Here is a 23,500-nt window from a genome sequence, read left to right on the forward strand (position 1 = left end):
ATTCCCCGTCCGACTGGCGTTATCCGGGCGGGTAGGTGACCACTAAAAGACCATTATAAACACATGAAAATAATTGAAAAACAGTCTGGAGTAGCCTTTCACCTCAAAAAGGGAGCATTTTTGAAGGTAATTGATTTACAGGGAGAGCAGGTCAGCGATTTGGTGGCATTTAATGCGAATGACAAGCGCGAAAAGCTCTCTTCGGGTAAAACCCTGGATTTTGAAAGTACGCTTTTTATCACGAAAGGACATCATCTTTGGAGCAACCGAGGTCAGAAAATGATGGAAATATGGGAAGATACGAATGGCAGAAATGATTTTCTCCTGGCTCCTTGCAGTCCCGAAACCTTTCAGATTTTGTACAACAATCCAACCTATCACCCCAGTTGTTTCGAAAACCTGGAGCAAAACCTAGACGCATTCGGCATACCAGCCGACGATATACCGACAGCCTTTAATATTTTTATGAATGTACAACTGGACCCGGAGGGAACCATTCGCGTGGAACCTCCAAAAAGCAAGCCGGGGGACTACGTTCTATTTAAAGCCTGCATGGATTTGATTATTGGTCTAACGGCCTGTTCTGCCGAACAATCCAATAACTTCAAATTCAAACCTATCGGCTACGAGGTAAATCCGGAATCGTAAAATCCGGAAGTTGTCGCGATGGACACCGTTTGGTATTCGGTATCGCTGCTACCGCACTTACCTGATTTCGGGTTCCCCCTTTTTCTTATTGGAGCAATAACGTTGATACCATTCGGGATCATTTCTTTGAATCAGGTCGATCCCTTCGTCGAACATTGCATGTAACTCATTCGAGTACAGGTCGTCTTCGGAAATGGCCTCCTGTAAAATCAGTCGCCATTGTTCCCTGACCTGTGGGTCGTCGGGTTTAGACTTGAGGTCACTGAGCTTTTCATGGTCAATGATACGCGTCAATTTACATTCGAGCCATTCATAAATAGTGTCCAGTCTCCCCTTAATTTTTTCGTTAACGGATGCGTCATTCAAATAACTAAGCAGAATCAGTAGTTGCGCAGGTATACTCTTCATTTTTCACAGGTTTGTTTAAATTTCCTTCGAGGTGGTTACCGCAAAGGACAGATTTATTACGATGCTTCTATGTGAGCTTTCAAAAAATGAACCAGACACCGTTTTTTATATAAAAAAATAGGCCAAAATTGCCGAAAAAGTTTTTTTAGTTCCAGAAACAGAAATCTCGTTAAAATTTAACACAATTTTAAAAAGAAGCCACTTTTTTACGGGTATTCTCAATTTTTCGGTTAATTTTTTGTCATCAATTTGTTAAATCCTTCATTTCCAACCCATAATGTGTTTGTAAAATTCGCAAATTGAAGATTTATATACGTGATTTGCGCAGATTTTCCCGGTTTAAAGCTTCATATTCATAAAAAAATAAGCAGTGCCTGTCCATGTTTCATGCAGTGCAAGGCTTATGAACAGTGTATACGATAATCAATTGGGATATGGAACAACCTGACAAAAAATTGCTGGATGGTTTTCGGAGTGGAGACCGCAAGGCCTTCGAAAAGATTTACCAATATTACCGGATACCGGTAATCCGTTTCAGTGTTTCCATTATCAAGGATGAGCAGGAGGCGGAAAATATTTACCACGAGGTATTTATGAAAATTCTCAAACGAAGGACCAAAATTCGCCCGGAATTGAATTTCAATTCCTACGTATTTACTTCCGTCAAGAACGAAATATTCGATTACTTGAAAGCACTCAACAAAAACAACAATTTGAAGGAGCGGTTTTGGGAACGTATTCAACAAGAGGAGGACGATTGTGAACAGGTAAAGGAGGCGCAGCTAACGAAGATGGAACGCATTATCGAAGGTTTATCTCCAAAGCGGCGGAAGATTTTGGAGATGAATTATTTCGAAAAGAAGTCCTACAATGAAATCGCGGATATTCTCATGATTTCAAAAAACACGGTGAAGAACCAATTAGTAAAAGCCAAGTTTATCCTTCGGAAAGAGATGGAGTAATGCCCCGGCATCCTTGATTTTTTCAGGCTGGTAGGTGGTTCGTGAGGAGCTACGAAGATATTTGTGTGTTTTTTTTTCGCACCCAAATCATTTTTTAAGTAACAGCTTATTTTCGGATATACGTCACATCTTTTTTATACAAGCAAGTAGAATCGGGTCCTCTGTGGTTTCGGTACACGTCCACCATAAAAACTTGCCCATTTTTGACTCCATGACGAATAAAAGCGGGGCTTCTCGGTGTCGGGACCGTTATTAAAACGCGTAAGCCTTCAAACAGTGGACGCGTACCACACAGTACTTGAAATAACCTTTTGAAAGAAAGTAGCCACGCGGGAAAAGCTGGTTACCCGGCTTCGGGGCATCAATCTACCAGGGGGGCGATTGAACCCGCCCGGGAAAAAAGAAAAAAATGGAGGGGATTTTTTCCTTATTTCTCAGTAGTAAGTAAGATCAATCAATAAAAAATCGGTATGCATCAGCTTTTCCTGAACTTAATCCCGGTAGTAAATGGCCGCGGCGCTGGCTTTTCCCGGAACGCGCATGCGCCGAAAATCGCAAAAAGCAAACGCTGGCTGGTGCACACTTCCAGTCAAGAAGGCAGGAACAGCGTCTACATGCGCACCACTCCGCTGAAGCGGCTACAGAAATAATTGAGTATATTGGATGCAATCAAACTGACTCAGATGCCTATGATACCCGTTTACTCCGGTTTGTTGCCGGTTATCTTCTTACTTACAGCAAGCCAGGTAAGCCTGGCCCAGGAAGCTGTCTCCCTCGCTGACCGCCGCGAACTTTTTGTGGACGAGTACCTGATAGACTCCCTGAAGGGAGCCACCTTGCGGATGCATACGCCGGTGGATGAAGGTCAGGTGTTGCCATTCGACCTGCCCTGGGAGGGAGCTTTTTCCGCATACGTGACCATCCTGCAGGACGGGGATACGTTCAAGGCCTATTACCGAGGGGTTCCTACCGCCGGTAAGGATGGCAACAGTGCAGAGGTCACCTGCTATGCCGAGTCCGCCGATGGCATTCATTGGGTAAAACCCCACCTCGGCATCCACGAAGTGGGAGGCGATACAAACAACAACGTTATCCTGGCAAATGAGGCGCCAATTACCCATAATTTCAGTCCCTTCATTGATACCAATCCCGCTGCCAAACCGGATGAACGCTACAAAGCACTGGGAGGTACGCAAAAGAGTGGATTGGTTGCCTTTACCTCTCCCGATGGCATTCACTGGAAGCGCCTCCAAAATGAGCCCGTTTTTCGTCAGGGTGTTTTCGACTCCCAAAACGTGAGCTTTTGGTCCGAAAATGAAGGGATGTACCTCTGTTATTTTCGTTCCTGGACCGGAAAAGGGTACCAGGGCTTTCGCTCCGTTAGCAGGACCACTTCCCGGGATTTTATCCACTGGACCGAACCCGAACCCATGGGTTTTGGCAACACGCCCTACGAACACCTGTACACGCAGCAGACCAGTCCTTATTTTCGCGCGCCGCATATCTACCTGGCGATTGGTGCACGGTTTATGCCCAATCGAAAGGTGGTTTCGGATGAAGAAGCCGAAAAACTGGGCATAAACCCAAACTATTACAACGACTGCTCCGACGCCATATTGATGTCGTCACGGGGAGGAAACCGGTATTACCGGCACTTTATGGAGTCCTTTATTCGTCCGGGCATCGGCCTGCAAAACTGGGTATCCCGCTCCAATTACCCCGCCCTCAACCTGGTGCAAACCGGGCCGGCAGAAATGTCATTGTATGTCAACCAGGATTATGCCCAGCCATCTGCCCATTTGCGCCGGTACAGCATGCGCCTGGACGGACTGGCGTCTCTTTCTGCGGGGTATGCGGGCGGGGAGATGCTGACGCGCCCGGTTACCTTTACGGGCAACAGGCTGGAGGTAAATTTTGCCACATCTGCGGCAGGAGAGGCCCGGGTGGAGTTGCTCGACGAATCAGGAAATAAGTTGCCCGGCTATTCTCTGGAGGAATGCCGTCCGCTGGTCGGAAATGAAATTTCCAAAACCGTTTACTGGAACAGCAACCCCGATGTTTCGGAACTTTCCGGGAAGGAAATTCGGATGCGCATACGGCTATCCGATGCCGATCTTTTTTCTTTCCGTTTTTATTCCAACGCCGACTAGTGTTGGGAAGTATACAAGAATTTACACCAAAACAAATTGCATAATGAGACTACCTTTTCTTTTCGCCTTACACCTTTTTGTGACCGTCGTAGCCCAGCAGCCTTCGTTGGCTCAAACGAACGGGTCCACCGCGACAAAAATCCGGGACCTGGTGATTTACCAGGATTCCATGTATTACGCCAGTTTTCCTTCCATCGTGCGGAAGGCGGACGGGGATTTTTTGCTTTCCTTTCGGCGTGCGCCGGATCGACGGGTCGTATTTGGAGAGAAGGGAAATAACCACGTGGATCCCAATAGTTACCTGGTGAGCATGACCTCCAGGGATGGCCTGAACTGGGAGGAAGACCCGGAGTTGCTCCATGCATACGATTTTGGGGGATCCCAGGACCCCTGCCTGTTGCAACTGCGGGACGGAACCCTGCTGTGCACCAGCTATGCATGGGCATTTTTGCGGGACGACGGCGTGCAAAACCTACCCACCCCAAACTTTCAGAACCGCCCAGGAACCGTATTCCTGGGAGGGTATTTGCTGCGCTCCATTGATGGGGGAAAAAGCTGGTCCAAACCCATTTACCCTCCACACATCGAACCGGAGGTGAACCTAGACCCCATGGGCCGCCCCATTCCTGCCTACAACCGGGGAGCCCTGCTTGAAGGCAAAAACGGCCGAATCTACTGGGTAGTAGCTGCCAATGATCAGGTAGCGCCCCGCCGTACTTCCAATTACCTACTGGTTTCCGACGACCAGGGCCGAAGTTGGGAGCACCTCTCTACCGTTGCCAAAGACGAGGAAGTGATATTCAATGAGGCATCGCTCCATGAAACCCCCAAAGGCGATTTGGTAGCCTTTATTCGCACAGACAAGTACGAGGGGCAGTCCGTTATCGCCCGGTCTTCGGACGGTGGAAAAACCTTTTCCTGGCAGGGGATGGGTTTTAAAGGGCATCCCTTGCAGGCCTTGCGCTTACCCGATGACCGGGTACTGCTGGTGTACGGGTACCGGTATCGGCCGTACGGCATCCGTGCCCGAATCCTGAACCCCGAATGCACAGATTTCGCTACCGCCGAAGAGATTGTATTGCGGGAAGATGGTGGAAGTGGCGACATTGGGTATCCCTGGGCCGTCATGCTCGATGAAAAAAGGGCCTTGGTGACCTATTATTTCAACAAAGACAACGGTACCCGACACATCGCCGGCACCGTCCTGGAGATTCATTGAGGGGGGATTTACTTGTCCCCGCAATGCCGCTGATTTGGCTGTTGGCAGGTAAGGGGATTTCCTACCTCCTCAGTGAGAAATGGGCCATTCCTAAACGATGGAATATCTGCAATTCGAACCTCCCTTCATAAGGAAATAGCCCATTCAAAAAAAATAGCAATCAAAAATCATGGGCTTTAGCCATTATAGATTCAATAGGAAATAGCCTATTCCAATTTATCTGTCCATGATTTTGGGTTAAAAATGGTTAAAGTTGCGCATTTACCTTCCATTATGTGCTGGAAATGAATAGGTTTATGGAATGTTGCTTTGCTCGTATACTAGACACCTTTAAATACAATGCCCAACAAAACTTTCCTAGTGCTTTTCTTTATGGCATGTTTTTCCTGCAGAAAACCGCAGGATACTGCATCCATTGAAACAATCCGTTATCAAGTGGACACCGTGATGGTAGATGGCAAAGGGCATCTGTTTGACCTAACCTATTTGTTGCTTAATTCGGATTATTGCGAGCAAGATGGTTTTTTGTATACCTATAATAAATTTGATCATGGTATTGACAAGATAGACCTGGACCTGATGGAACTGGAGGACAACTATCCACTTCAAAAAGAAGGTCCTGATGGCACCGGTTCGTGGATTTCCTCCCTCAAAAGTATGGGCGATGGTAAATTGTTTCTCGCAGGACAATTTGGAGGCCATTTCAACTTAGAAGGCAGACTGGTTAAAAAATTTGAATGGGAAAGATTATCCGGCATAAAGGGAGGAATTGCTGATGAAGAATACGTATACCAACAAATGGCAAATCCTAGCTTCGATCACCTGGCCTTTGCATTGGTAATTGATGACTTGGCTGATAGGATATCACTGAAAAAACTAAACACAAGCGACACCCTGATTTCAACCTACGAGATTGATCCCTACGGGAATTATAAAAAATACACACTTGGAGATTTGACTTCTTATAATAAATGGGATCCTCGGGTTTTTATAGCCAGTCAAGACGATAAAATTATCGTTTCCCATGAATTTTCTAATGATTTTTATGTATACGATCCAATGGAAGATAACCTCGAATCGGTGACCTATTCCTCCATCCATACGCCGAGTAAAGTAACTATCACAACCGAAGGTGACCTCGTTAATTCCACCGATGATCGAATTAGTGCCCTGCAATTTTACCTCGAACAGGTAAGTTTTGGACCATTGGCTCATGATAAGCAAAGGAAGAGATATTATCGGCTTTCTGCCTCCAGTAAGTTTGGTCAAGAAAAAAAAGAGAATAGAATCCTACATGAAACGATTAGCGTCAAGGTCTTTCTAACTGTGTTTGATCAGGAATTCAATTTTTTGAGTGAAATACCTATTCCCGAGCTCAGTAACAAATCCTCTGCAAAATATTTTGTAAAAGACGGAAAGCTATGGGTCTTTCAGAACAGGGATGATGAGTTGGGATTTGTTAGGGTGGCAATAAGTGAATGAAATTATGAAAATATCCAGTACCCACTCCACGAGCGTAACGGAGCATTTTTTGTGAAATGGGGATTTTAGTCTCTTGGGATAAATGGTTTGGCTAAAGCCGGGGATGTTGGGAAATGCCAGATTGCTGATTTCTCAATTCATGATTCCTTTTACAAGGTTTTAACCAATGATTGCTTTAAAAGGAAGATTTCGCTTGCATACTTAAACCGCCCGAAGTATGCAATTTACCTGGAATTAATTACTTTGGTAGACCAGTACTGGATGCTAGAAATGGGTATCCCACAGAAAAATTCGATTGTTTCCAATTTACCAGCTGGATTTCGGATGAGATGTAGATGTACCTGCTTTCATAATTACTCACTCCCGGAAGCAAATTCTTCCGGGGAACCGGCGGGGATGGCAAATGAAAACCCAGAAAGGCCCGAACAAGAATCAGGCAAGAACAATTCGTAACAAACCATGGATTCCAGCAAACACATCCAACAATTCTCACGCGATGGCTACCTGCACCTGCCGGGCTTTTTGTCGCGCAATCAGGTGGATGAGATCAACGAACAGTTGGACACCTTTATTCGTGACCAGCTCTCCGATATGGTAGCAGAACATAGGAAATACGAAGTGCCTGGGGAGGTACAAACCTTGAAAATGCTGCAGGACCTGCAGGTCTACTCGCCCTTTTTCGGAGACTTGCTGCTGGACAGTTCCTTTTCAACGCTGGCCGAAAGCCTGCTCGGAGAGCCGGTGGTCGGCAAGACGCTGGAGTATTTCAATAAACCTGCAAAAATTGGGAAGGCTACCCCTCCGCATCAAGATGGCTATTACTTTATGCTGAAACCGATGAGCGCCGTGACCATGTGGTTGGCGCTGGAAGATGTGGACGAAGAAAATGGCTGGGTAAGCTATGTGAGGGGTTCGCACAAGAAGGGCATGCGTACTCACGCAGCCACGCAGACGGTTGGGTTTTCACAAGGGATTGTAGATTTTGGAAGTCCCGCAGACTTGAAAGACGAGGTGCACGTACCGGCCAAACCCGGGGATCTGCTGCTACACCATGCCCTGACCATACACCGGGCAGCCCCCAATACGCATCCGGAGCGAAGCCGAAAAGCGCTGGGTTGGATTTATTTTGGTGAATCCGCCCAAGAGGACGTAGCAGCGAAAAAAGCCTACGTAAAATCCTTGAATCAACGGCAGGCATGAGCAGTATGCTAATCCGAAACCTAAGCATGGGGGCGTGGGTCCTGTTTTTTGCATTGGCTTGTCAATCCAGACCTTCTACGGTGGGCCCGGAACTCCGGAAGCGAGCGGTACAGGAGCTGCAGCAGGGGATGGAGAAGCAGGAGCAGTGGGTAAAAGTGCACGCTGCAGAATATAAATTATGGCTGGACTACACCGATGGCGTGTTGGAAACCTTTCTGCTGGAGGAAGAGAAATGGGATCAGCTTTCGCCCTATCGCATCGGAGTCTGGCGAGTGTTGGCCCAGGCAGATCCGGCTTCACGCGATAGCTATATACAGAAAATCCTTAGGGCCTTCGAAGACCGAAATGGTCCCGACCGGGTACATGCCGCCGAAAGCCTGGCCAAGCTGGGGGAATCGCTGGGCGACTTGTCACCGGAACTTACGCGGGAAGTAGTGGAAGGTCCCGTAAACAGCCTGTATGTCTACACCCTGTGGAGTACCTTACAGGGTAGCGATACGGCCGCGGCCAGGGAGCAATTGCTGGACCTGGCACTGAATCCTGAACGAGATGAAATAATCCGGCTTCAGGCAGCTTTTGCCCTCCGAAGTGAAGGTGGGTTTTCTGCCACTTCCTGGGAAAAAGTAGCCAGGGCCGGTCTACAAGAGCCGCAGGGCTCCCTTCCCAGTGTGTACCTGTTATCGGCCGCCCTGATCCATGCACCGGAGGAAGATCGAAACAGCCCGATTTTAGGGGAGGTAAAAAATGCCCTGCGGGACCTAAAAGAGGCCCCTTCCAAGGGAGTTCGAATGGAAATAGCGCAAGCATTGGGTACTGCGGGGAGTCCCGAGGACCTACCGGCGCTTGTGGCGCTGTTCGAAAACGAAAACCCGTTGATGCCTGAGGCGGAAGTTCCCGGCGAGGATTTGCAGGCGGGGGTGAATGCAGACGTTCGGGCTGCGGCTGCCTATGGAATTCTGATGCTGGACCGACGGCAGGAGTACAGCCTGGCCTGGGCCGATTGGTTCGTAGTGGCGGCTTACCTGGCCGGTATGGTGGGCGTGGGTTATTATTTTTCGCGAAAAAACAAAAGTGAAAGGGATTACTATCTGGGCGGTGGAAAGATGAACCCGGTTGCAGTCGGTTTATCGCTATTTGCTACCCTGCTTAGTTCCCTGAGTTACCTTTCCTATCCGGGAGAAATTGTGAAATACGGGCCGGTAATCTTCTCCGGCGTATTGGTTTTCCCACTGGTATACTATGTGGTGGGATGGTTTCTGATTCCCCGGTTTATGAAATTGCGGGTCACCAGTGCCTACGAAATTTTGGAGATCAACCTGGGAGTGAGCATTCGGGTATTGGCCACGTTTTTCTTTTTGTCGCTGCGGTTTTTGTGGATGGGTACCATCATCTTCATCACGGTACATACGGCCATACTGGCCATTTTCGGAGTCGATCCGTCGTATACATTGATCATTAGCATATTGTTGATGGGGATTACCATTTTTTATACCACGCTAGGTGGGCTGAAAGCCGTGGTATTTACAGATGTGATCCAATCGGGCGTGCTGATGGGTGGGGCCATTTTGACCTTACTGGTGGTGACCTTTTCCTTCGGCTCGCTCAGCGCTTGGTTTCCCTCCGAATGGCTGGCGCACTGGGGGGAACTGCAGCTCGGGGTAGATGCCCGGGAGCGTCTGACGATTGGCAATGCCCTGCTGACCACTTTTGTCTGGTACCTGGCTTCTTCGGGCTCCGATCAGATGTCCATACAGCGTTTTCTGGCTACTGAAAACGCCCGGACCGCCCGCAAGACTTTTGGTGTTTCACTGCTGACTACCTTTGTGGTACAAATCTTACTGGGCTTGGTTGGATTGGCCGTGCTGGCCTACTTTACTGCATTTCCCCATTTTCTGGCTCCGGGGGAGACAGTAACCACTCATGCCGACCAGCTATTTCCGAAATTTATCCGGGTAGGATTGCCGGTTGGAATTTCCGGCCTGGTGGCTGCGGGTATCCTGGCAGCAGCCATGTCCAGCCTATCTTCAGGTTTGAACAGTACCTCCTCGGTCATTTCAGAAGATCTCATCAAACGCTTTACCCGCAAATCACGGGCGCCTCAGAAACAAATGGCGGCGGTGCGCAACCTTTCCCTGTTCGTGGGGGTTTTTGCTTTGCTGCTGAGCTTGCTAATCAGTAAGGTAGAAGGAAACCTCTACGATGTAATTGTTAAAGTCGTTAATCTCTTCGTTTCCCCCTTATTTGTGCTGTTTTTTCTAGCCCTTTTTGTTCCCTTTGCCACGGGAAGGGCGACCTTTCTGGCCGGGCTAGGTAGTGTCGCCATTGCGGTGGCCATCGCCTTTTTTAAATTTTTGGGGATTGAGGTATTGTTTATTCTCCCCGTTTCGCTCGGAGTAGGTGTGTTATTGGGCACGATATTGAGTTTTCTGGATGTGCGATTGCTTGGGAATACCGAAACCATGGAAAAGCGCAGCCGGGAGTCAGCCATTTTCAAGGGATTCGGGGAAAGCGACAAATCGGCAAGGGCAGACACTGGAAAAAGGACAGGTATGTAGGTTGCCCCCTTTATTGGGGCGGGATAGCCAAATTTTTCCGGTTACGGAGGTACTGCTCGTTTGCCGACGGCTCGAAGAGTCCCGGTTGGCCGACAGGGAAAAAGACGGACGATGCACAGGGGCCAGGAGCAGTCGGCTGGTTGCGCGTCTTTTGCTACCTGGCGCCGCGAAACGACTGGAGTTTGGATCTGGTTATGGCAATAAGGCAAGTGAACGCTTGCCTATTTTGGTTTTCAGGTACTACCTGCTTACAAGCAGGGGCATGCGGTGAAGAAGCCAATGCCTCTGCCAGGATCCTGATTAGGAGAGCGTATTGAGATTTTTAAGTAATTCCTGTTTGTGTTGCTTGCTGATAGGTAGGGTGATGTTATTGATTTCCAGAAAATTATCGGCTACTGCGTCCAGTTTGGAAATATTGACAAGAAACGAGCGGTGAATTCGGACAAACTGCCGAACGGGGAGCTTTTGATCGAGCATTTTCAGGGGGCAAACGACCAGAATGGATTCCGACTTGGTGTGGATTTTTGCATAATTTCGGTCGGCTTCCACGTAATAGATATCGTCAAACAATAGCTTTACCAGTTTGTTTTGCGTTCGCACAAAGATACGGTCTTTCAAAAATGTGGCGATCTCCTCCGGTTCCGTTTTGGCCCTTTCCGGTTCGAATAGGATTTGTTCCGCAGCCAAGGCAAGGGTCCGCTCCAACTCAACGGGCTGAAAGGGTTTGGAAATAAAGGCCAGGGGACGGGTGGTTTTGGCTTTTTCAAAGGAATCCTCATCGGTATTGCCGGTTAGATAAATGGCTTTTATCGCGTCGATTTCCTGAATGCGCTTCACGGTCTCAATACCATTTATTTTGCCATGCAATCCAATATCCACCAGTACCAATTGTGGCAGGTATTGCCTGAAATGAAGCAAGGCATTTTCCCCGTTTTTTTCGATGCCTGTAACCGAGTAGCCTAGCTTTTGGATGGTTTGCGAGAGGTGGGCGGCGAGCACCATATCGTCTTCTAAAATTAAAATACGTATCATGTCAGGGCGGTTTGGTACGCATCCGGGCAAAAGACGAAGCGGAAATACGTCCCTTCATGGGGTAATTTGCTCATTCTGCCGTTCAACTGACTGGTTAATAATTGAATTAATTGTCCCCCGAAACCCAGCGAAAAGGCGGTTTCTTTTTCATTGAATCCGATGCCGTCGTCCAGGTAATCCAGGATGAGTTCATTCCCTTCCCGTTCAAGGTGGATGGTTAGGTTTCCTTGCTTTTTTCCGGGAAACGCATACTTTAGCGAATTGGTAATTAGTTCGTTTACGATCAATCCGATAGGTATTGCGGTAATGATATCCAGACTCATCTCCTCCATATCGCAATGCAATTCAGCCGTTCCATCCACCCCAAAGCTGTGAATGATGTCCCGGGACAATTTTGTGAAATAGTCTTTCATTTCGAGGTAGGCCAGGTCTTTCCCTTGATAGAGGGTCTGGTGCACCAGGCCCATACTTTGCACCCGGTTTTGGCTGTCCAACATGATTCGTTGTAAGTCGGGATCCTGAATTCGCTCCGATTGCAAAGAAAGCAGGCTGCAGACGACCTGCAGGTTGTTTTTTATGCGGTGATGGGTCTCGCGAACCAGATAGGTTTTCTCCTCGTTTTGATCTTCCAACAGTTTGTTTTTCTTTCGGATGACGCGGTAACCCCGGAACATTATCAGAGAGAATACCAGCATCAGGCTGGTACCCACAATCCAAAAGGTGACCTGCTTTTCCTGTTTCGTCAGGATCAGCGCTTGTTCCTTGATGGTGTTGTTTTTTTGGGAAAGCGCTAGCTCGGATTTCAAGCCAGCCATTTTTTGTTCTGCTTTCTCATTAAAAATAGTCTGGTTTAGGTCATGGTACATTTTAAACGCAGCCAGTGCTTGTTGGTTTTTTCCCAGCGCCTCATAGACCTCGCTTAGCCGCTGATACGCCTGACTTGAAAAGAAGTGGTCTCCCAAGTCAGTTCCTGCTTTGGCAATGCTTTGTAGCAAATAGTTTTCGGCTGCCTGCCATTCGTTTTTGGAAAAACTGACTTCTCCCAGGGCCAAAAAGGAACGCATTTGCATGAACGAATTCTCGAGTAGGCCGGCATATTTCAGCGCATTGGCAGCGCAATTTTCAGCTTGATCCAATTTATCCGTACGGATGTACAGACTGGCAAGCGACATGTAAACGTCACTCAGGTTGTTGTAAAATCCGAAGCGTTCCCCGACCGCAATGCTTTCGGAAAAATACTTCTCTGCTTCATCCAGACGGTCGAGTGCCATTAAATTGTTTCCAACCACATAGAGGGTAAAATCATAATCCATGTCCGGTATTCCCCAGCTTTCGAATAGATGAAGGGATTTCAGTCCAAATTCCAGCCCCTCCAGATAGTTTCCCTGTTTCCAAAGCAAATAACTCAGGTCGCTGTAAGCCATGGCCTGTGCCTTGCGATGATTGGATCGCATGCCGAGTTCCAGTGTTTTTCCTGCCCATTCGAAAGCGGAACTCAAATCTCCCCGTCTTTCGTACACGTAACCCAGGTTGGTATAGGCCAGCCATCGGTCTTGTGGGTCGATTTTTTTTAGGGCGGCTTGTAAGAGCAGTTCGGCTTGTTCGGTCTCGTCCATTCGGAGTAAAATGGCTCCTGCTATTAGCTGAAAACGGCCCTCCCATCGTTTGTCTCCCGCTTCTTGCGTTTCGAGCAACCCCTTTTGAATGATACGAAGGGATTCGTTGAGGTTTCGGGAATGGGTATAATACCCCCAATCCCAAAGTATCTGCCAGCGCAGGCTGTCTTTTTCTTGCTGCACTTGGGCCAGATTGGCCAGGGATTCCAAATATTCTTTTCCGAAATCTGGAGGATAGGTAAATACCGGTTGGTAGAGGCTTGGCTTTTCGGGAAGCGGGTAAGCTAGCGTAAAATAGTAACTGCCGATACCGATGAGTAAAAACAAAACCTTCATGAAATAAATATACTCAAATTCCCGATAGAAATATCGTTTTTGTCAGATCGCTACGGAATTAGTGAAGCTACAGCCTCGGTTCGGGAATATATGTGCAGCTTTCGGACATTATATTAGTGCATTGGGAGAAAACCCCTTGCTGTATCAGGATTTTTGCCCTTTATTCGTCACAAGCGTAATGGCTTTTAAAACATTTAAGATTAAGGTTTTTTAACAATATAAAAATGGCTCCCGTTGGGAGCTATTTTTATTTCCAGGCGCACGTTTGCTGGATTTCTAGTCCCATTACTGCCTCCGTTATTTTTGAAAGCGACAGAATTTTATTTGTGAAAGTGTTTTTTCAGTATGGCTAAATCCCAATACATTGCCATCGCTCCTTCCTTTCAAATAAAAAATATTCCCATTGTACCAAAAGTGGTTTTATTCCATTATCTTACTTTCTAAATCCGAATTTGGTTTTTGTCATGTTTTCTTTTTTCCACGTTCATTACTTGTTTTTTTTACTGATGGCAATTGCCATTGTTCCCTTGTCGTTCGTACTCTTTGCACGCAAAAAGACAGGTGAGAAAGCGTATGTGTATTTTTTGTGGATCATGCTGGCTTGTTTTGTTTACTCGTTTGCCTATACACTGGAGTTAATGCTCTTGTCCGCATCGTGGAAAATTGCCATGATCAAACTGCAATACCTGGGAGCGGTAGCTTTTGCACCACTGGTTCTTTTTTTTACGCTGGCCTATACGACAAAGGAACAATGGATCGCGGGACCAAGGAAACTTGCTTTCTTGGTGATACCAATCGGAAATTTACTGCTGGTAGGTACCAATGAATTGCATTACTTGTTTTATTCCTCCTTTACTATCAGTAGTGAAGGGCTTTTTCCGGTATTGGTGACCGAAAAGGGGTATTTCTACTGGGTTCATCAGGGGTATACGCTATTGTTGATTTTCGGGAGTTTGTGGGTGCTCGTAAAACGGATTGAGGAGGTGCCCGCAGCGGATTCCCGGCAGGTATTTATGGTGATTTTGGGTCTTTGTAGTCCGTTGTTTGTATACGTGTGGTACCTTACAGGCAATGTTCCTTTTTTACTGGATCCCATTCCAGTGGGTTTTCTGGGTACGGGCTTGTTCTTTTTTCTGGGGTTGAAAAATTTTAAACTATTCCGTATCGCTCCCATTGCGTACCGAACCCTGTTCGATAATCTACAGGAAGGAGTCATGGTGCTGGATAGCCAGGGAGCCTTGGTAACGCTAAACCTTTCTGCAGCCAAGATCATGGGTATCAAAAGGGTGCATCAGGCTTCGGCACTAAAGGAGATCAATGATAATTGGCCTGAAATCTGCGACATGCTTCGCACACCTCGTTCCTATCAAGTTAGCGAATTTACCCGTGTTAGGGACGGACATACCCTGTGGTACCTGCTCTCCAAATCCAAGGTGAGTGCCGAAGACCAGCATCAGGTGGGAAGCTTGCTGGTACTGCGGGATATCACCCATGAAAAAAACTTCCAGATCCAAATCGAAAATGCCAAAATAGCTGCAGAAACAGCAAACAAAGCGAAAAGCGAGTTTTTGGCGAACATGAGTCACGAAATCCGGACACCCTTAAATGGGGTGATCGGCTTTACCGAATTGTTGACCCATACGGATTTAAACGAGCAACAACGCCGGTATGCACAAACGGCATTGACATCGGCTACGTCCTTGCTCGATCTGATCAATGATATCCTGGACCTGGCTAAAATTGAGTCCGGCAAGACAGAAGTGAGCCTGGATGTGGTCGACCTGCACGAACTGCTCGAGACCATCGTGGATGTGCTGCGTTTTCAGGCGCACCAAAAAGGGCTCGAATTGCTTCTGGATTTACACGCGGATGTTCCGCGTAGGATTAAAACGGACGAGCTCAAACTCAAACAAGTGCTGATCAACCTACTAAACAACGCGGTTAAGTTTACACAAAAAGGGGAGGTGGTGCTACTGGTAGAAACAAGAGGACCGGAGCAGTCCAAACAAACCGAACAACTCTTATTTTCGGTTCAGGATAGCGGAATAGGGATAGCTCCGGACAAACAGCACCTGATATTCGACGCCTTTTCCCAGGCAGACTCTTCCACGACCAAAAAATTTGGCGGTACCGGCCTGGGCTTGACCATTTCCAACAAGCTGCTTTCCCTAATGGATAGCCGGATCCAGCTTGAAAGCGAACCAGGGCAAGGGAGCAGGTTTTTCTTTGTGCTTTCGGTAGAGGGTCAAAAGGATTCGGACAGTGGGCAGCCGTTCTCCAGGGAATATTTGTCCCACATTTCCCAGGTAGTAATCCTCGATGGGAATAGCCGTTCGGGTACCCTGCTACAACGGTATTGCGAAGATTTCGGACTCCCGGCGAGCCATGTAGAAAACGTAAACGAGGCTTTTTCAGCGATTGAAAATGGTTCCAGGCCGGTCCTGGTGCTGGTAAACAATCGTTTGTTGGGAAAAAGTAGTCGGGATGCCATTCAGCAAATGATGCGACTCGCACAAAAAGCGAAACGGCATGCGCTCTTTGTGCCCCTGTTAAGCAGCAACGAACGAGACGGTGCCATCGATACTTTTACGGAAATTGGCTGCTTGGGGACGATCGATAAGCCCGTAACTCCCACCAAACTGCTGGAAATGCTTGGCAAAATATCCAACTCCTCAGCGCATGTCCGATCGGTAGCTACCCCCTCCGATACCCATACAGATAAAGGATTTACCTTATTGGTGGCCGAGGACAACCCGATTAACCGCATGCTGGTAAAGGTATTTATAGAGCAAATGAGCCCCGGAGCGAAGGTGTTAGAAGCCGAGAATGGCAAGGAAGCATTCGCCATGTTTGAATCGAACAAACCCGACCTGGTAATTACTGACATTCACATGCCGGAAATGAACGGGTACGAATTGTTGCAGGCCATTCGGGAATACCCCGGAAAAAAGGAGGTACCGGTGATCGGATTTACCGCAAATGCCTTCCCTGTAGCACAAACAGACTCGGGTACCTATGACTTTGATGATTACCTGACCAAGCCGGTGGCGCAGAAAAAATTTCAACAAGTGGTGGGCAGGTGGATGGAAAGTATCTCCAAACAGGAAGAGCGGTGAGCGGCATTATTCCGCTCACCTTTTTCTGAGGTAGGATTAATTGTCTTCTCCCCGGAGCTTGATTACCGCACCGTCCAGTTCCTCACTGATCCGAATCTGACAAGCGAGCCGGCTGCTGGGAAAATATTCCGGAAGCGCCTCCAGCTGATCCAATTCAATGTCAGTCGCCTCTCCAAGGCCGTTTTTCCCTTCCAGTACCTCAACGTGGCAGGTGGCACATAGCGCCATTCCTCCACAAGTGGCCAAAACGGGATATTCGGACGCTTTCAGTACTTCCATCAGGCTTAGCCCCATGTCATCCGGTGCTTCAATGTCCTGACGATTGCCATCGTGATCTTCTACGGTGAATGTTACCATTGGTTAAAAAAAACGATTAAAATGAGTTGACTCCGTTTACGGTCGTGTATTTGAAACTTAGTTTCTGATCGGGATAGACGTACTTAAAAGCCGCTTGCATCATGATAGCCGCTTCGTGAAACCCGCACAAAATCAACTTCAACTTACCCGGGTACGTATTGATATCTCCTATGGCAAAGATGCGGTCCACGCCAGTCGAATAGTCTCTGGTATCCACTTCAATTGCATTTCGGTCCACGGTAAGTCCCCAATCGGCAATTGGTCCTAGTTTGGGACTGAGACCAAACAGAGGAATCAGGTAATCCGCATCGATTTTGATTCGGGTTTTGGCTTTGTCTTCCAGGAAAACCGAAGCAAGGTGACCATTGCCACCAAGTTCTTTTAGGTTGGCAGATAGGATCAGGTCAATTTTACCTTCATTGGCCAGGTCAAACACCTTTGCGGCCGAGTCGGGCGCGCCTCTAAAGGTTTCGTTTCGGTGTACCAGCGTTACCCGCTTGGCTACGTCGGACAGGTAGATGGCCCAGTCCAGGGCAGAATCTCCTCCGCCGGCCAGAATCACTTTTTTGTCCCGGAACTGCTCCGGATTTTTGACCATGTAGGCCACTCCTTTGCCCTCGAAGGTTTCGAGATTTTCCAGTACGGGCTTTCTAGGTTCAAAACAACCCAAGCCCCCAGCTATGACTACCACCTGCGCATGTATTTGGGTTTTATCGCTGGTGGTCAGCACATACGAACCGTCCGTCTGCTTGCTGAGGTGGTCTACCCGTTCGCCCAGCGAAAACGTGGGCTTAAATGGCTTTATTTGTTCCATGAGATTATCTACCAACTCCTGCGCCTTCACCTCGGGATAACCGGGGATATCGTAAATAGGCTTTTGCGGATAGATTTCCGACAACTGTCCTCCCACTTGAGGCAAGGCATCCACCAAATGGCAACGCATCTTTAATAAACCGGCTTCAAAGACCGCAAATAAGCCTACCGGGCCTGCTCCAATTATGCAAATGTCAGTAGTAATCATGGTATAAATTGATTGTTTTAAAGGTGGAACCCCGTTCAGGTTCCTTTGTTTCTACAAAGATAATTAGTATACCAACTATTTTAAATTTTCCGCCAGTTTATTCTGCCAGGTTGCCATAGATGGTGTTCAGTATCCGCTTAAATTCCTCAAAATCCCTCTCGGTTAGATTTTCCCAGGCCTTTTGACGAATCTGCGCAATTTGTGGCTTCAATTCTCCTACCTTTTCCTTTCCGCTGCTCGTCAGAAGCAGCCGATAGCTCCTCCGGTCCTGGGGATGAGGAATGCGGTCCACGTACCCTTTTTTGCACAGAATATCGACAATTCGGGTCAGGGTGGGCTGATCTTTGAATACCAGATGAGCCAATTCAGTCTGGCTAAGCCGTTCGTTTTCATCCAGGTTTTTCATGACCAACCATTGGTCCACCGTAATGTCAAATTCGTTCAACTTGAACTTTTGCTGGGCGTACTGCTTGACTTTTTTCGCCGTCCGATCCAACAAAAAAGAATACCTGCTAAATTGCTCGTATGTCATGCCAATAATTCGTACGGCAAATATAATCAATATTTCATTTCTTCTCCCAACAAACCCTATAAAAATTATAGGTTTTGTTGAATAGTGATTGGAAGGTCGTTTCGACTTGCCATATTGTCTGGAAAGGGCTAATTTTCCAGAATCAAATGTCTTACCCTAAAAAACAAGCAAGAAATGATCATCGATCTTACTGGATACCAGGCGGTAGTAGGGGGAGCCACCCGGGGGCTTGGATTGGCCGCTGCTCGTCAACTTGCTGCATCGGGCGCTACAGTCACGCTGATGGCACGAAACGAGCGTTCCTTAAACGAGGCCTTAGCTTCCTTACCTGCCGATAACGGACAAATACACGATTACCTGCAGGTCGATTACCTGGATTTTCCTGGTTTCAAGCGACACAGCGAGAAGTTTTTTAATGGCAAAAAAGTAGATATCCTGGTCAACAATACCAACGGTCCGAAAGCTGGTACGGTCACGGAGAAAACAACCGAGCACTTTCAGGAGGCGTTCGATCTGCTGTTTAAAACCTATCACCATTTGACCCAGTTGCTGCTGCCGGGCATGCGTGCCCGGGGCTACGGGCGTATACTCAATGTTTCCTCCGTTTCGGTAAAAGAACCATTGCCCAATCTGGTATTGTCCAACAGCATACGCACCGCGGTGGTCAGTTGGGCGAAGAGTCTGGCAGAAGCGGTAGCTTTGGATGGAGTCACGGTCAATTCCATTCTTACCGGAGCCTTTGATACCGAACGTATCCGGGAGCTGACCGAACAGCAGGCCCGGGCTACCGGCAACACGATGGAAGCACTGCTGGAAGCCAGGAAAGCGAGCATTCCTGCAGGCAGGTTTGGAGATCCCAAAGAATACGGTTACTTGCTTGCCTTTCTGGCTTCCCCAATGGCCGGATACATCACTGGAACCAGTATCCCGATTGATGGAGGGGCCATCAAAAGCCTATAAATTTTCCGGTGCCGGCGCCACATTAGGCAGGGCAATTGAAACGTACACTACTCCAACCATGATTAAAAGCACCGAAATGGATGCAAGCAAAATAAGGATTTTTAGAAACTTGGGCATGACAGGCTGGGTTTATGGCTAGCAATAAAATCCAATTGTGGAAATAATTGATCTTTTGATCTTATTCACGCGAATGCGTCGGTGTGTTTTTTTAATAAATTCGTTAATAAGTAAAATCGATATTATTAAAATTTTATTACTATATAATTGATTTTTTTAAAAGAATAATTTTAATATAAGAAAAAAAGTTTATTTTAAAAAGGAGTTTTCTGTTGCTGGCGGATTTTGGAGGAATCTGAGCATTTCGGAAATGCTTTGAAAGTGGCAGTGGCTTTTGGCAAAGGTTGCTTTTATTTCGAAGGGGGATGCGGTGATTTGAATGGAGGCAGGCAGTTGCAGTTCGGGGTTTTTCCGGAGGGCGTTTTTTACCCAACAAACCAGGGCTTCGGGCCCTTCAATGGCACAAGCCAGCGGAATTGTGCTCCGAACGATCTTGCCAGAAACAGCATCCACCTGCCATTTGTCCCCGGGGACCAGGCGCTGTATGCCGCCATTAATCATCAGGTCTTCCGGGCTGCCGGTCAACAGGGGCTGGTTTGCGTTCATCAGCCAAAGTTTATCAGCCGTTTCAAGGGCTACTTCCAGATCGTGGGTGACGACCAAAATGGCTTTGGACGCTTTTCTTGCAAGGTCACGTAACAAGTACATGATTTCAAACCGATTGCTAAGATCCAGGTGGGCCGTAGGTTCGTCCAGGATTAGGATGGGGCTGTCCTGGGCCAGGGCACGGGCAATCAGGGCCGTTTGCCGCTGTCCGTCGCTGAGCGCGGATACCCGTTTTGCGGCCAGATGCGAAATGGATGTCCATTCCATCACTTCGGCTATTTTTGTCTGGTCCAGCGGGCTCAGTTGGCCCCACCAGCCCGTGTGTGGAATTCTGCCCAGGGCGACCAAATCCCGGACTGTCATCATGCCTGTGGGTGTTTTTTCGGTCAGGACCACGGCGATCTTTTTTGCCCGCTCCTTTTCAGCAAGCCTACCGGTTGGGGTATCCCCCAGCCACACCTCGCCCTGCAGGGGCGGGTGCTGATGCATGATGGCTTTTAGCAGAGTGGATTTGCCCACCCCATTGGGTCCCATCAGGCAGGTGAGCTCCTGCCGATACAGGTCAAAGCTCACCGGATAGGCTACCCGCTGCGCCAGCTTGCCGGTGCGATAGCCCAATTCCAGGTCCCTGGCCCGTACAAATGCCGGATTTTCGGCCGTGTTGGTTGTCGGCAGATTCATGGTGCTAACGTTAAAATTCCTCACTGAAACTTCGTTTCATGATCAGCCAAATGATCAATGGCGCACCAAAGGCTGTGGTGATTGCATTTAAAGGCAACGTACTGGCCATGCCGGGCAGCTGGCTAATGGTATCGCAGGCAAGCAAAATCACTACCCCCAAACTTGCTGCGGCCGGAAAGAGCAATGCATGGTTTTGGGTGCGGAAAAGCAGCCTGGCCAGGTGCGGTACCGCTATGCCAATAAAGGCGATGGGTCCGCAAAAAGCCGTAATGCTGCCGGTAAGTATGCCCGTACTGACGATCATTACCCAACGTAACCGCTGAAAGTTTATTCCCATGCTCACTGCATAGGCCTCGCCCAGGAGCATGGCATTGTAGGCTTTGACAGAAAAAATTGCGGGTACCAGGCCCAGGAACACCGCTCCCGAAAGAAGTACCAGTTCCTTCCACCCGGTGTTTCCCAAATTGCCCATCGACCAAATGGTAAATAGCTTCAATTCCTCTGCCGCACTGAAATAGGCCAACAGGGTGATTAGTGAGGAGGCGGCACTACCAAACATGAGTCCGACAATCAACAAGGTCATGCTATCCTTTACCTTCCAGGCGGCCAGGCCCATGAGTACCAGTACGCCGATCGCCCCGACACTCGCCGCCAAAACCACCGACCAATACCCTCCGGCACTGCCCAGCAGGTGCCAGCCGAAAGCGGTTCCCGCCATGGTCAGCAGTGCCACGCCCAGCCCCGCACCAGCGCTAATGCCCAATACATAGGGACCGGCCAGTGGATTTCGAAAAAACGTCTGCATTTGCAAGCCGCTGAGGCTAAGTCCGATCCCGGCAAGCATTGCGGTAAGTGATTTGGGCAGCCGGTAGTCCACGACAATGATTTCCCAACTGCTTTTTGGGAAAGGGATACCTCCCAGTCGCCGGAGCAGGTCGTTCAAAGGAATGTGTACGCTGCCCAGGCTCAGGTTGATCAGCCATAACCCGGCACACAGAAGTAGCACGATCACCAGACGGGGGGATAAAAAGCTATTCATGGAGGCGTTGGAAATAGTGAAAATCGCGGTCCCTTGCTTTTTCCGGATGCAGGATCTTGATCAGGTCCCAAAGTACCCAATCCGGCCGCAGGTAACCTTCCTCGAAATACATTAGTCCGCCCGTTTCGCCCCTGTTCCGGGTATAGGTGTAGACCTGTCCGTTGGAAAAGGCCCTGAAATCCTGGTATTTTGGATTGGTATTTCCCATCTGCGATACGGAGGCGTAATCTGCAGCGCCAATCCAAAAGCTCGCTTCACCCGCATGATCGAGCACAAATTCATAGTTGAGAGCAAGGCTACCGCTGCCTTCGAGTTGCTCGAATACATACGCTCCTCCGGCATCCCGTATCAGTTGGGCTACCCAACTGTCCTTCCCGGGAGCATACCAGATGTCTTTGTACAAGGTTCCGGAAAGCACGGAGGGCCGATCTTCTTCTAGGGTGGTGGTACCTGACTGCATCCGGGCAGTCTGGTAATTGGCCTCTATGGCAGAAAAGATGCTGTCGGCGGCCTCCAATTCACCCAAAAGGGCTCCTGTAGCCTTGATCCATTCCGCCCTTCCCAGTGGATGTGGTTCCAGGAATTCTCCGTTTACGACCACGGGAATTCTCGCTGCATCCAGCCTTTCGGTGAGTTTTTGCACTTCCCCAAACCCGGATACCATCACCCAGTCGGGATCGGCTGCGATGATCGTTTCCAGGTCCGGGGATGGGCCTTTTCCCAGTTCGACGACCTTCCCCGCAGCTATCTGTTTGCGAACGGCCGGGGAAGAAATCAGGTCCAAATTTGGAAACGCCAACAAACGGTCTGCTGCACCCAGATAGGTCAGGTGCGGAATTTGGGTGGTTGCTGTCAGTACAATTTTTCTGCTACTGGCGAAAATCGTTTGGGTACCCTCCGCAAGGTGCAGGGAGTCCGGGCTGGCAGCGGCTCGGATTTCGTACCGTTTTTCCAGTCCTGGCTCAAAATGGGTTATCAAGCGGTAGCCTCCTGGGGTTTTGTATAGAGAAAAACCCTTCGCATAAGTCAGGGGGATTTCTTGGATGCCCAGCGCAGTGGCGTCTTCTCGTTGCTTTTCTTTTTCACCACAGGAAAAACCAACCAACAGCAGCAGGTTTATGGCAAGGTAGAAGCGAATTCCCGGGTACGATAGCTGCATTTCTGATTTACATTTGATGCCAAAGTAAACCAATGTACCCCCCAATTCCAACAGCTATTTTCTGGTAAAAATTTTTTGAATGCGGATTTTCCTGTATGTTTGTCTCGATTAATGGTTCCCGAACCTGTACCAGGCTCTCGGGATTAATAGGGAATCCGGTGGAAATCCGGAGCTGTCCCCGCAACTGTAACCCATGCCTGCAGCCAGATTTCGGCGGCAGGGGTTGTCCATCCTCAGCCATTGTCCTAATCCAAGGACGAGAAGGCGGAACAACCAAGGGAAGTCAGGAGACCTGCCATTTTTCGCTGTATTCAACGCTTTCGGGAGAAAGGCGGAGAAGAAGGTTTGTAACAGTGTTCATTTC

Annotated in this window: 18 protein-coding genes and 1 riboswitch; of the genes, 9 read left to right on the forward strand and 9 right to left on the reverse strand. The window is 48.4% G+C overall.

Annotated elements, in window-relative coordinates:
- Positions 1-63: 63 nt before the first annotated feature.
- Positions 64-648: a DUF1989 domain-containing protein gene (locus BMW71_RS14475; RefSeq protein ID WP_092175403.1), complete on the forward strand. Its 585-nt coding sequence runs from the start codon at positions 64-66 to the stop codon at positions 646-648.
- A gap of 57 nt (positions 649-705) precedes the next feature.
- Here the strand turns inward: BMW71_RS14475 and BMW71_RS14480 are convergent, their stop codons facing one another.
- Positions 706-1,056 (reverse strand): hypothetical protein, encoded by a 351-nt coding sequence (locus BMW71_RS14480; RefSeq protein ID WP_092175406.1) that lies wholly within the window; start codon positions 1,054-1,056, stop codon positions 706-708.
- 434 nt (positions 1,057-1,490) lie between these two features.
- Between BMW71_RS14480 and BMW71_RS14485 the strand changes: the two genes are divergently transcribed.
- The 6 genes from BMW71_RS14485 to BMW71_RS14520 all read left to right on the forward strand — a co-directional run bounded on the left by BMW71_RS14485 (position 1,491) and on the right by BMW71_RS14520 (position 10,624).
- Entirely contained in the window at positions 1,491-2,018 is a 528-nt protein-coding gene (locus BMW71_RS14485; RefSeq protein ID WP_092175408.1) for an RNA polymerase sigma factor, read from the forward strand.
- A 689-nt stretch (positions 2,019-2,707) separates the two neighbouring features.
- Positions 2,708-4,168 (forward strand): glycoside hydrolase family protein, encoded by a 1,461-nt coding sequence (locus tag BMW71_RS14495; protein ID WP_092175414.1) that lies wholly within the window; start codon positions 2,708-2,710, stop codon positions 4,166-4,168.
- Between the two features lie 43 nt (positions 4,169-4,211).
- On the forward strand, positions 4,212-5,387 hold the full coding sequence (locus tag BMW71_RS14500) for a sialidase family protein (RefSeq protein WP_092175417.1): 1,176 nt from the start codon (positions 4,212-4,214) through the stop codon (positions 5,385-5,387).
- A gap of 339 nt (positions 5,388-5,726) precedes the next feature.
- A complete protein-coding gene (locus tag BMW71_RS14505) occupies positions 5,727-6,869 on the forward strand; it encodes a DUF4221 family protein (RefSeq protein ID WP_092175420.1) in 1,143 nt (380 codons plus the stop codon).
- Between the two features lie 459 nt (positions 6,870-7,328).
- Positions 7,329-8,069, forward strand: coding sequence for a phytanoyl-CoA dioxygenase family protein (locus tag BMW71_RS14515; RefSeq protein WP_092175426.1), 741 nt, complete (start codon positions 7,329-7,331; stop codon positions 8,067-8,069).
- Complete coding sequence (locus tag BMW71_RS14520) at positions 8,066-10,624, forward strand: sodium:solute symporter family transporter (protein ID WP_092175429.1); 2,559 nt, start codon at positions 8,066-8,068, stop codon at positions 10,622-10,624. Before BMW71_RS14515 ends, BMW71_RS14520 begins: the two co-directional genes overlap by 4 nt.
- 300 nt (positions 10,625-10,924) lie before the next feature.
- Here the strand turns inward: BMW71_RS14520 and BMW71_RS14525 are convergent, their stop codons facing one another.
- Positions 10,925-11,656, reverse strand: a complete 732-nt coding sequence (locus BMW71_RS14525) for a LytR/AlgR family response regulator transcription factor (protein ID WP_092175432.1) — start codon at positions 11,654-11,656, stop codon at positions 10,925-10,927.
- Positions 11,653-13,608, reverse strand: a complete 1,956-nt coding sequence (locus BMW71_RS14530; protein ID WP_092175435.1) for a tetratricopeptide repeat-containing sensor histidine kinase — start codon at positions 13,606-13,608, stop codon at positions 11,653-11,655. Before BMW71_RS14530 ends, BMW71_RS14525 begins: the two co-directional genes overlap by 4 nt.
- A 506-nt stretch (positions 13,609-14,114) precedes the next feature.
- On the opposite strand from BMW71_RS14530, the gene BMW71_RS14535 reads away from it, so the two are divergent.
- On the forward strand, positions 14,115-16,724 hold the full coding sequence (locus BMW71_RS14535) for a histidine kinase N-terminal 7TM domain-containing protein (RefSeq protein WP_177179653.1): 2,610 nt from the start codon (positions 14,115-14,117) through the stop codon (positions 16,722-16,724).
- Positions 16,725-16,760: 36 nt separating this feature from the next.
- Here the strand turns inward: BMW71_RS14535 and BMW71_RS14540 are convergent, their stop codons facing one another.
- The 3 genes from BMW71_RS14540 to BMW71_RS14550 form a co-directional block, all read right to left on the reverse strand.
- Positions 16,761-17,081 carry a 2Fe-2S iron-sulfur cluster-binding protein gene (locus tag BMW71_RS14540; RefSeq protein ID WP_092175439.1) on the reverse strand — a complete coding sequence of 107 codons (321 nt, stop codon included), beginning with the start codon at positions 17,079-17,081 and terminating at the stop codon, positions 16,761-16,763.
- A gap of 16 nt (positions 17,082-17,097) precedes the next feature.
- A complete protein-coding gene (locus BMW71_RS14545) occupies positions 17,098-18,102 on the reverse strand; it encodes an NAD(P)/FAD-dependent oxidoreductase (RefSeq protein WP_092175442.1) in 1,005 nt (334 codons plus the stop codon).
- A gap of 97 nt (positions 18,103-18,199) precedes the next feature.
- The gene (locus tag BMW71_RS14550; RefSeq protein ID WP_092176075.1) at positions 18,200-18,634 is read right to left on the reverse strand and encodes a MarR family winged helix-turn-helix transcriptional regulator; all 435 of its coding nucleotides are present in this window, start codon (positions 18,632-18,634) and stop codon (positions 18,200-18,202) included.
- Positions 18,635-18,808: 174 nt separating this feature from the next.
- Here BMW71_RS14550 and BMW71_RS14555 point away from each other — a divergent pair, with 174 nt between their 5' ends.
- Entirely contained in the window at positions 18,809-19,594 is a 786-nt protein-coding gene (locus BMW71_RS14555; RefSeq protein WP_092175444.1) for an SDR family oxidoreductase, read from the forward strand.
- Positions 19,595-19,900: 306 nt separating this feature from the next.
- Here the strand turns inward: BMW71_RS14555 and BMW71_RS14560 are convergent, their stop codons facing one another.
- The 3 genes from BMW71_RS14560 to BMW71_RS14570 are packed head-to-tail and all read right to left on the reverse strand — an operon-like array spanning position 19,901 to position 23,136.
- Positions 19,901-20,938 (reverse strand): ABC transporter ATP-binding protein, encoded by a 1,038-nt coding sequence (locus BMW71_RS14560; protein ID WP_092175447.1) that lies wholly within the window; start codon positions 20,936-20,938, stop codon positions 19,901-19,903.
- A 10-nt stretch (positions 20,939-20,948) separates the two neighbouring features.
- A complete protein-coding gene (locus BMW71_RS14565) occupies positions 20,949-21,977 on the reverse strand; it encodes an iron ABC transporter permease (RefSeq protein ID WP_092175450.1) in 1,029 nt (342 codons plus the stop codon).
- Complete coding sequence (locus BMW71_RS14570; protein ID WP_143057635.1) at positions 21,970-23,136, reverse strand: ABC transporter substrate-binding protein; 1,167 nt, start codon at positions 23,134-23,136, stop codon at positions 21,970-21,972. The genes BMW71_RS14565 and BMW71_RS14570 overlap by 8 nt, the downstream gene beginning before the upstream one ends.
- Positions 23,137-23,231: 95 nt before the next feature.
- Positions 23,232-23,450: riboswitch (cobalamin riboswitch) on the forward strand.
- The last annotated feature ends 50 nt before the right edge of the window (positions 23,451-23,500 follow it).

It is taken from the genome of Cyclobacterium xiamenense (genome assembly GCF_900109255.1).
GTDB lineage: Bacteria > Bacteroidota > Bacteroidia > Cytophagales > Cyclobacteriaceae > Cyclobacterium > Cyclobacterium xiamenense.

Coding starts and splice junctions, on each gene's coding strand:
- BMW71_RS14475 (WP_092175403.1), top strand. CDS start 64: ATGAAAATAATTGAAAAACAGTCTGGAGTAGCCTTTCACCTCAAAAAG.
- BMW71_RS14480 (WP_092175406.1), bottom strand. CDS start 1,056: ATGAAGAGTATACCTGCGCAACTACTGATTCTGCTTAGTTATTTGAAT.
- BMW71_RS14485 (WP_092175408.1), top strand. CDS start 1,491: ATGGAACAACCTGACAAAAAATTGCTGGATGGTTTTCGGAGTGGAGAC.
- BMW71_RS14495 (WP_092175414.1), top strand. CDS start 2,708: ATGATACCCGTTTACTCCGGTTTGTTGCCGGTTATCTTCTTACTTACA.
- BMW71_RS14500 (WP_092175417.1), top strand. CDS start 4,212: ATGAGACTACCTTTTCTTTTCGCCTTACACCTTTTTGTGACCGTCGTA.
- BMW71_RS14505 (WP_092175420.1), top strand. CDS start 5,727: ATGCCCAACAAAACTTTCCTAGTGCTTTTCTTTATGGCATGTTTTTCC.
- BMW71_RS14515 (WP_092175426.1), top strand. CDS start 7,329: ATGGATTCCAGCAAACACATCCAACAATTCTCACGCGATGGCTACCTG.
- BMW71_RS14520 (WP_092175429.1), top strand. CDS start 8,066: ATGAGCAGTATGCTAATCCGAAACCTAAGCATGGGGGCGTGGGTCCTG.
- BMW71_RS14525 (WP_092175432.1), bottom strand. CDS start 11,656: ATGATACGTATTTTAATTTTAGAAGACGATATGGTGCTCGCCGCCCAC.
- BMW71_RS14530 (WP_092175435.1), bottom strand. CDS start 13,608: ATGAAGGTTTTGTTTTTACTCATCGGTATCGGCAGTTACTATTTTACG.
- BMW71_RS14535 (WP_177179653.1), top strand. CDS start 14,115: ATGGCAATTGCCATTGTTCCCTTGTCGTTCGTACTCTTTGCACGCAAA.
- BMW71_RS14540 (WP_092175439.1), bottom strand. CDS start 17,081: ATGGTAACATTCACCGTAGAAGATCACGATGGCAATCGTCAGGACATT.
- BMW71_RS14545 (WP_092175442.1), bottom strand. CDS start 18,102: ATGATTACTACTGACATTTGCATAATTGGAGCAGGCCCGGTAGGCTTA.
- BMW71_RS14550 (WP_092176075.1), bottom strand. CDS start 18,634: ATGACATACGAGCAATTTAGCAGGTATTCTTTTTTGTTGGATCGGACG.
- BMW71_RS14555 (WP_092175444.1), top strand. CDS start 18,809: ATGATCATCGATCTTACTGGATACCAGGCGGTAGTAGGGGGAGCCACC.
- BMW71_RS14560 (WP_092175447.1), bottom strand. CDS start 20,938: ATGAATCTGCCGACAACCAACACGGCCGAAAATCCGGCATTTGTACGG.
- BMW71_RS14565 (WP_092175450.1), bottom strand. CDS start 21,977: ATGAATAGCTTTTTATCCCCCCGTCTGGTGATCGTGCTACTTCTGTGT.
- BMW71_RS14570 (WP_143057635.1), bottom strand. CDS start 23,136: ATGCAGCTATCGTACCCGGGAATTCGCTTCTACCTTGCCATAAACCTG.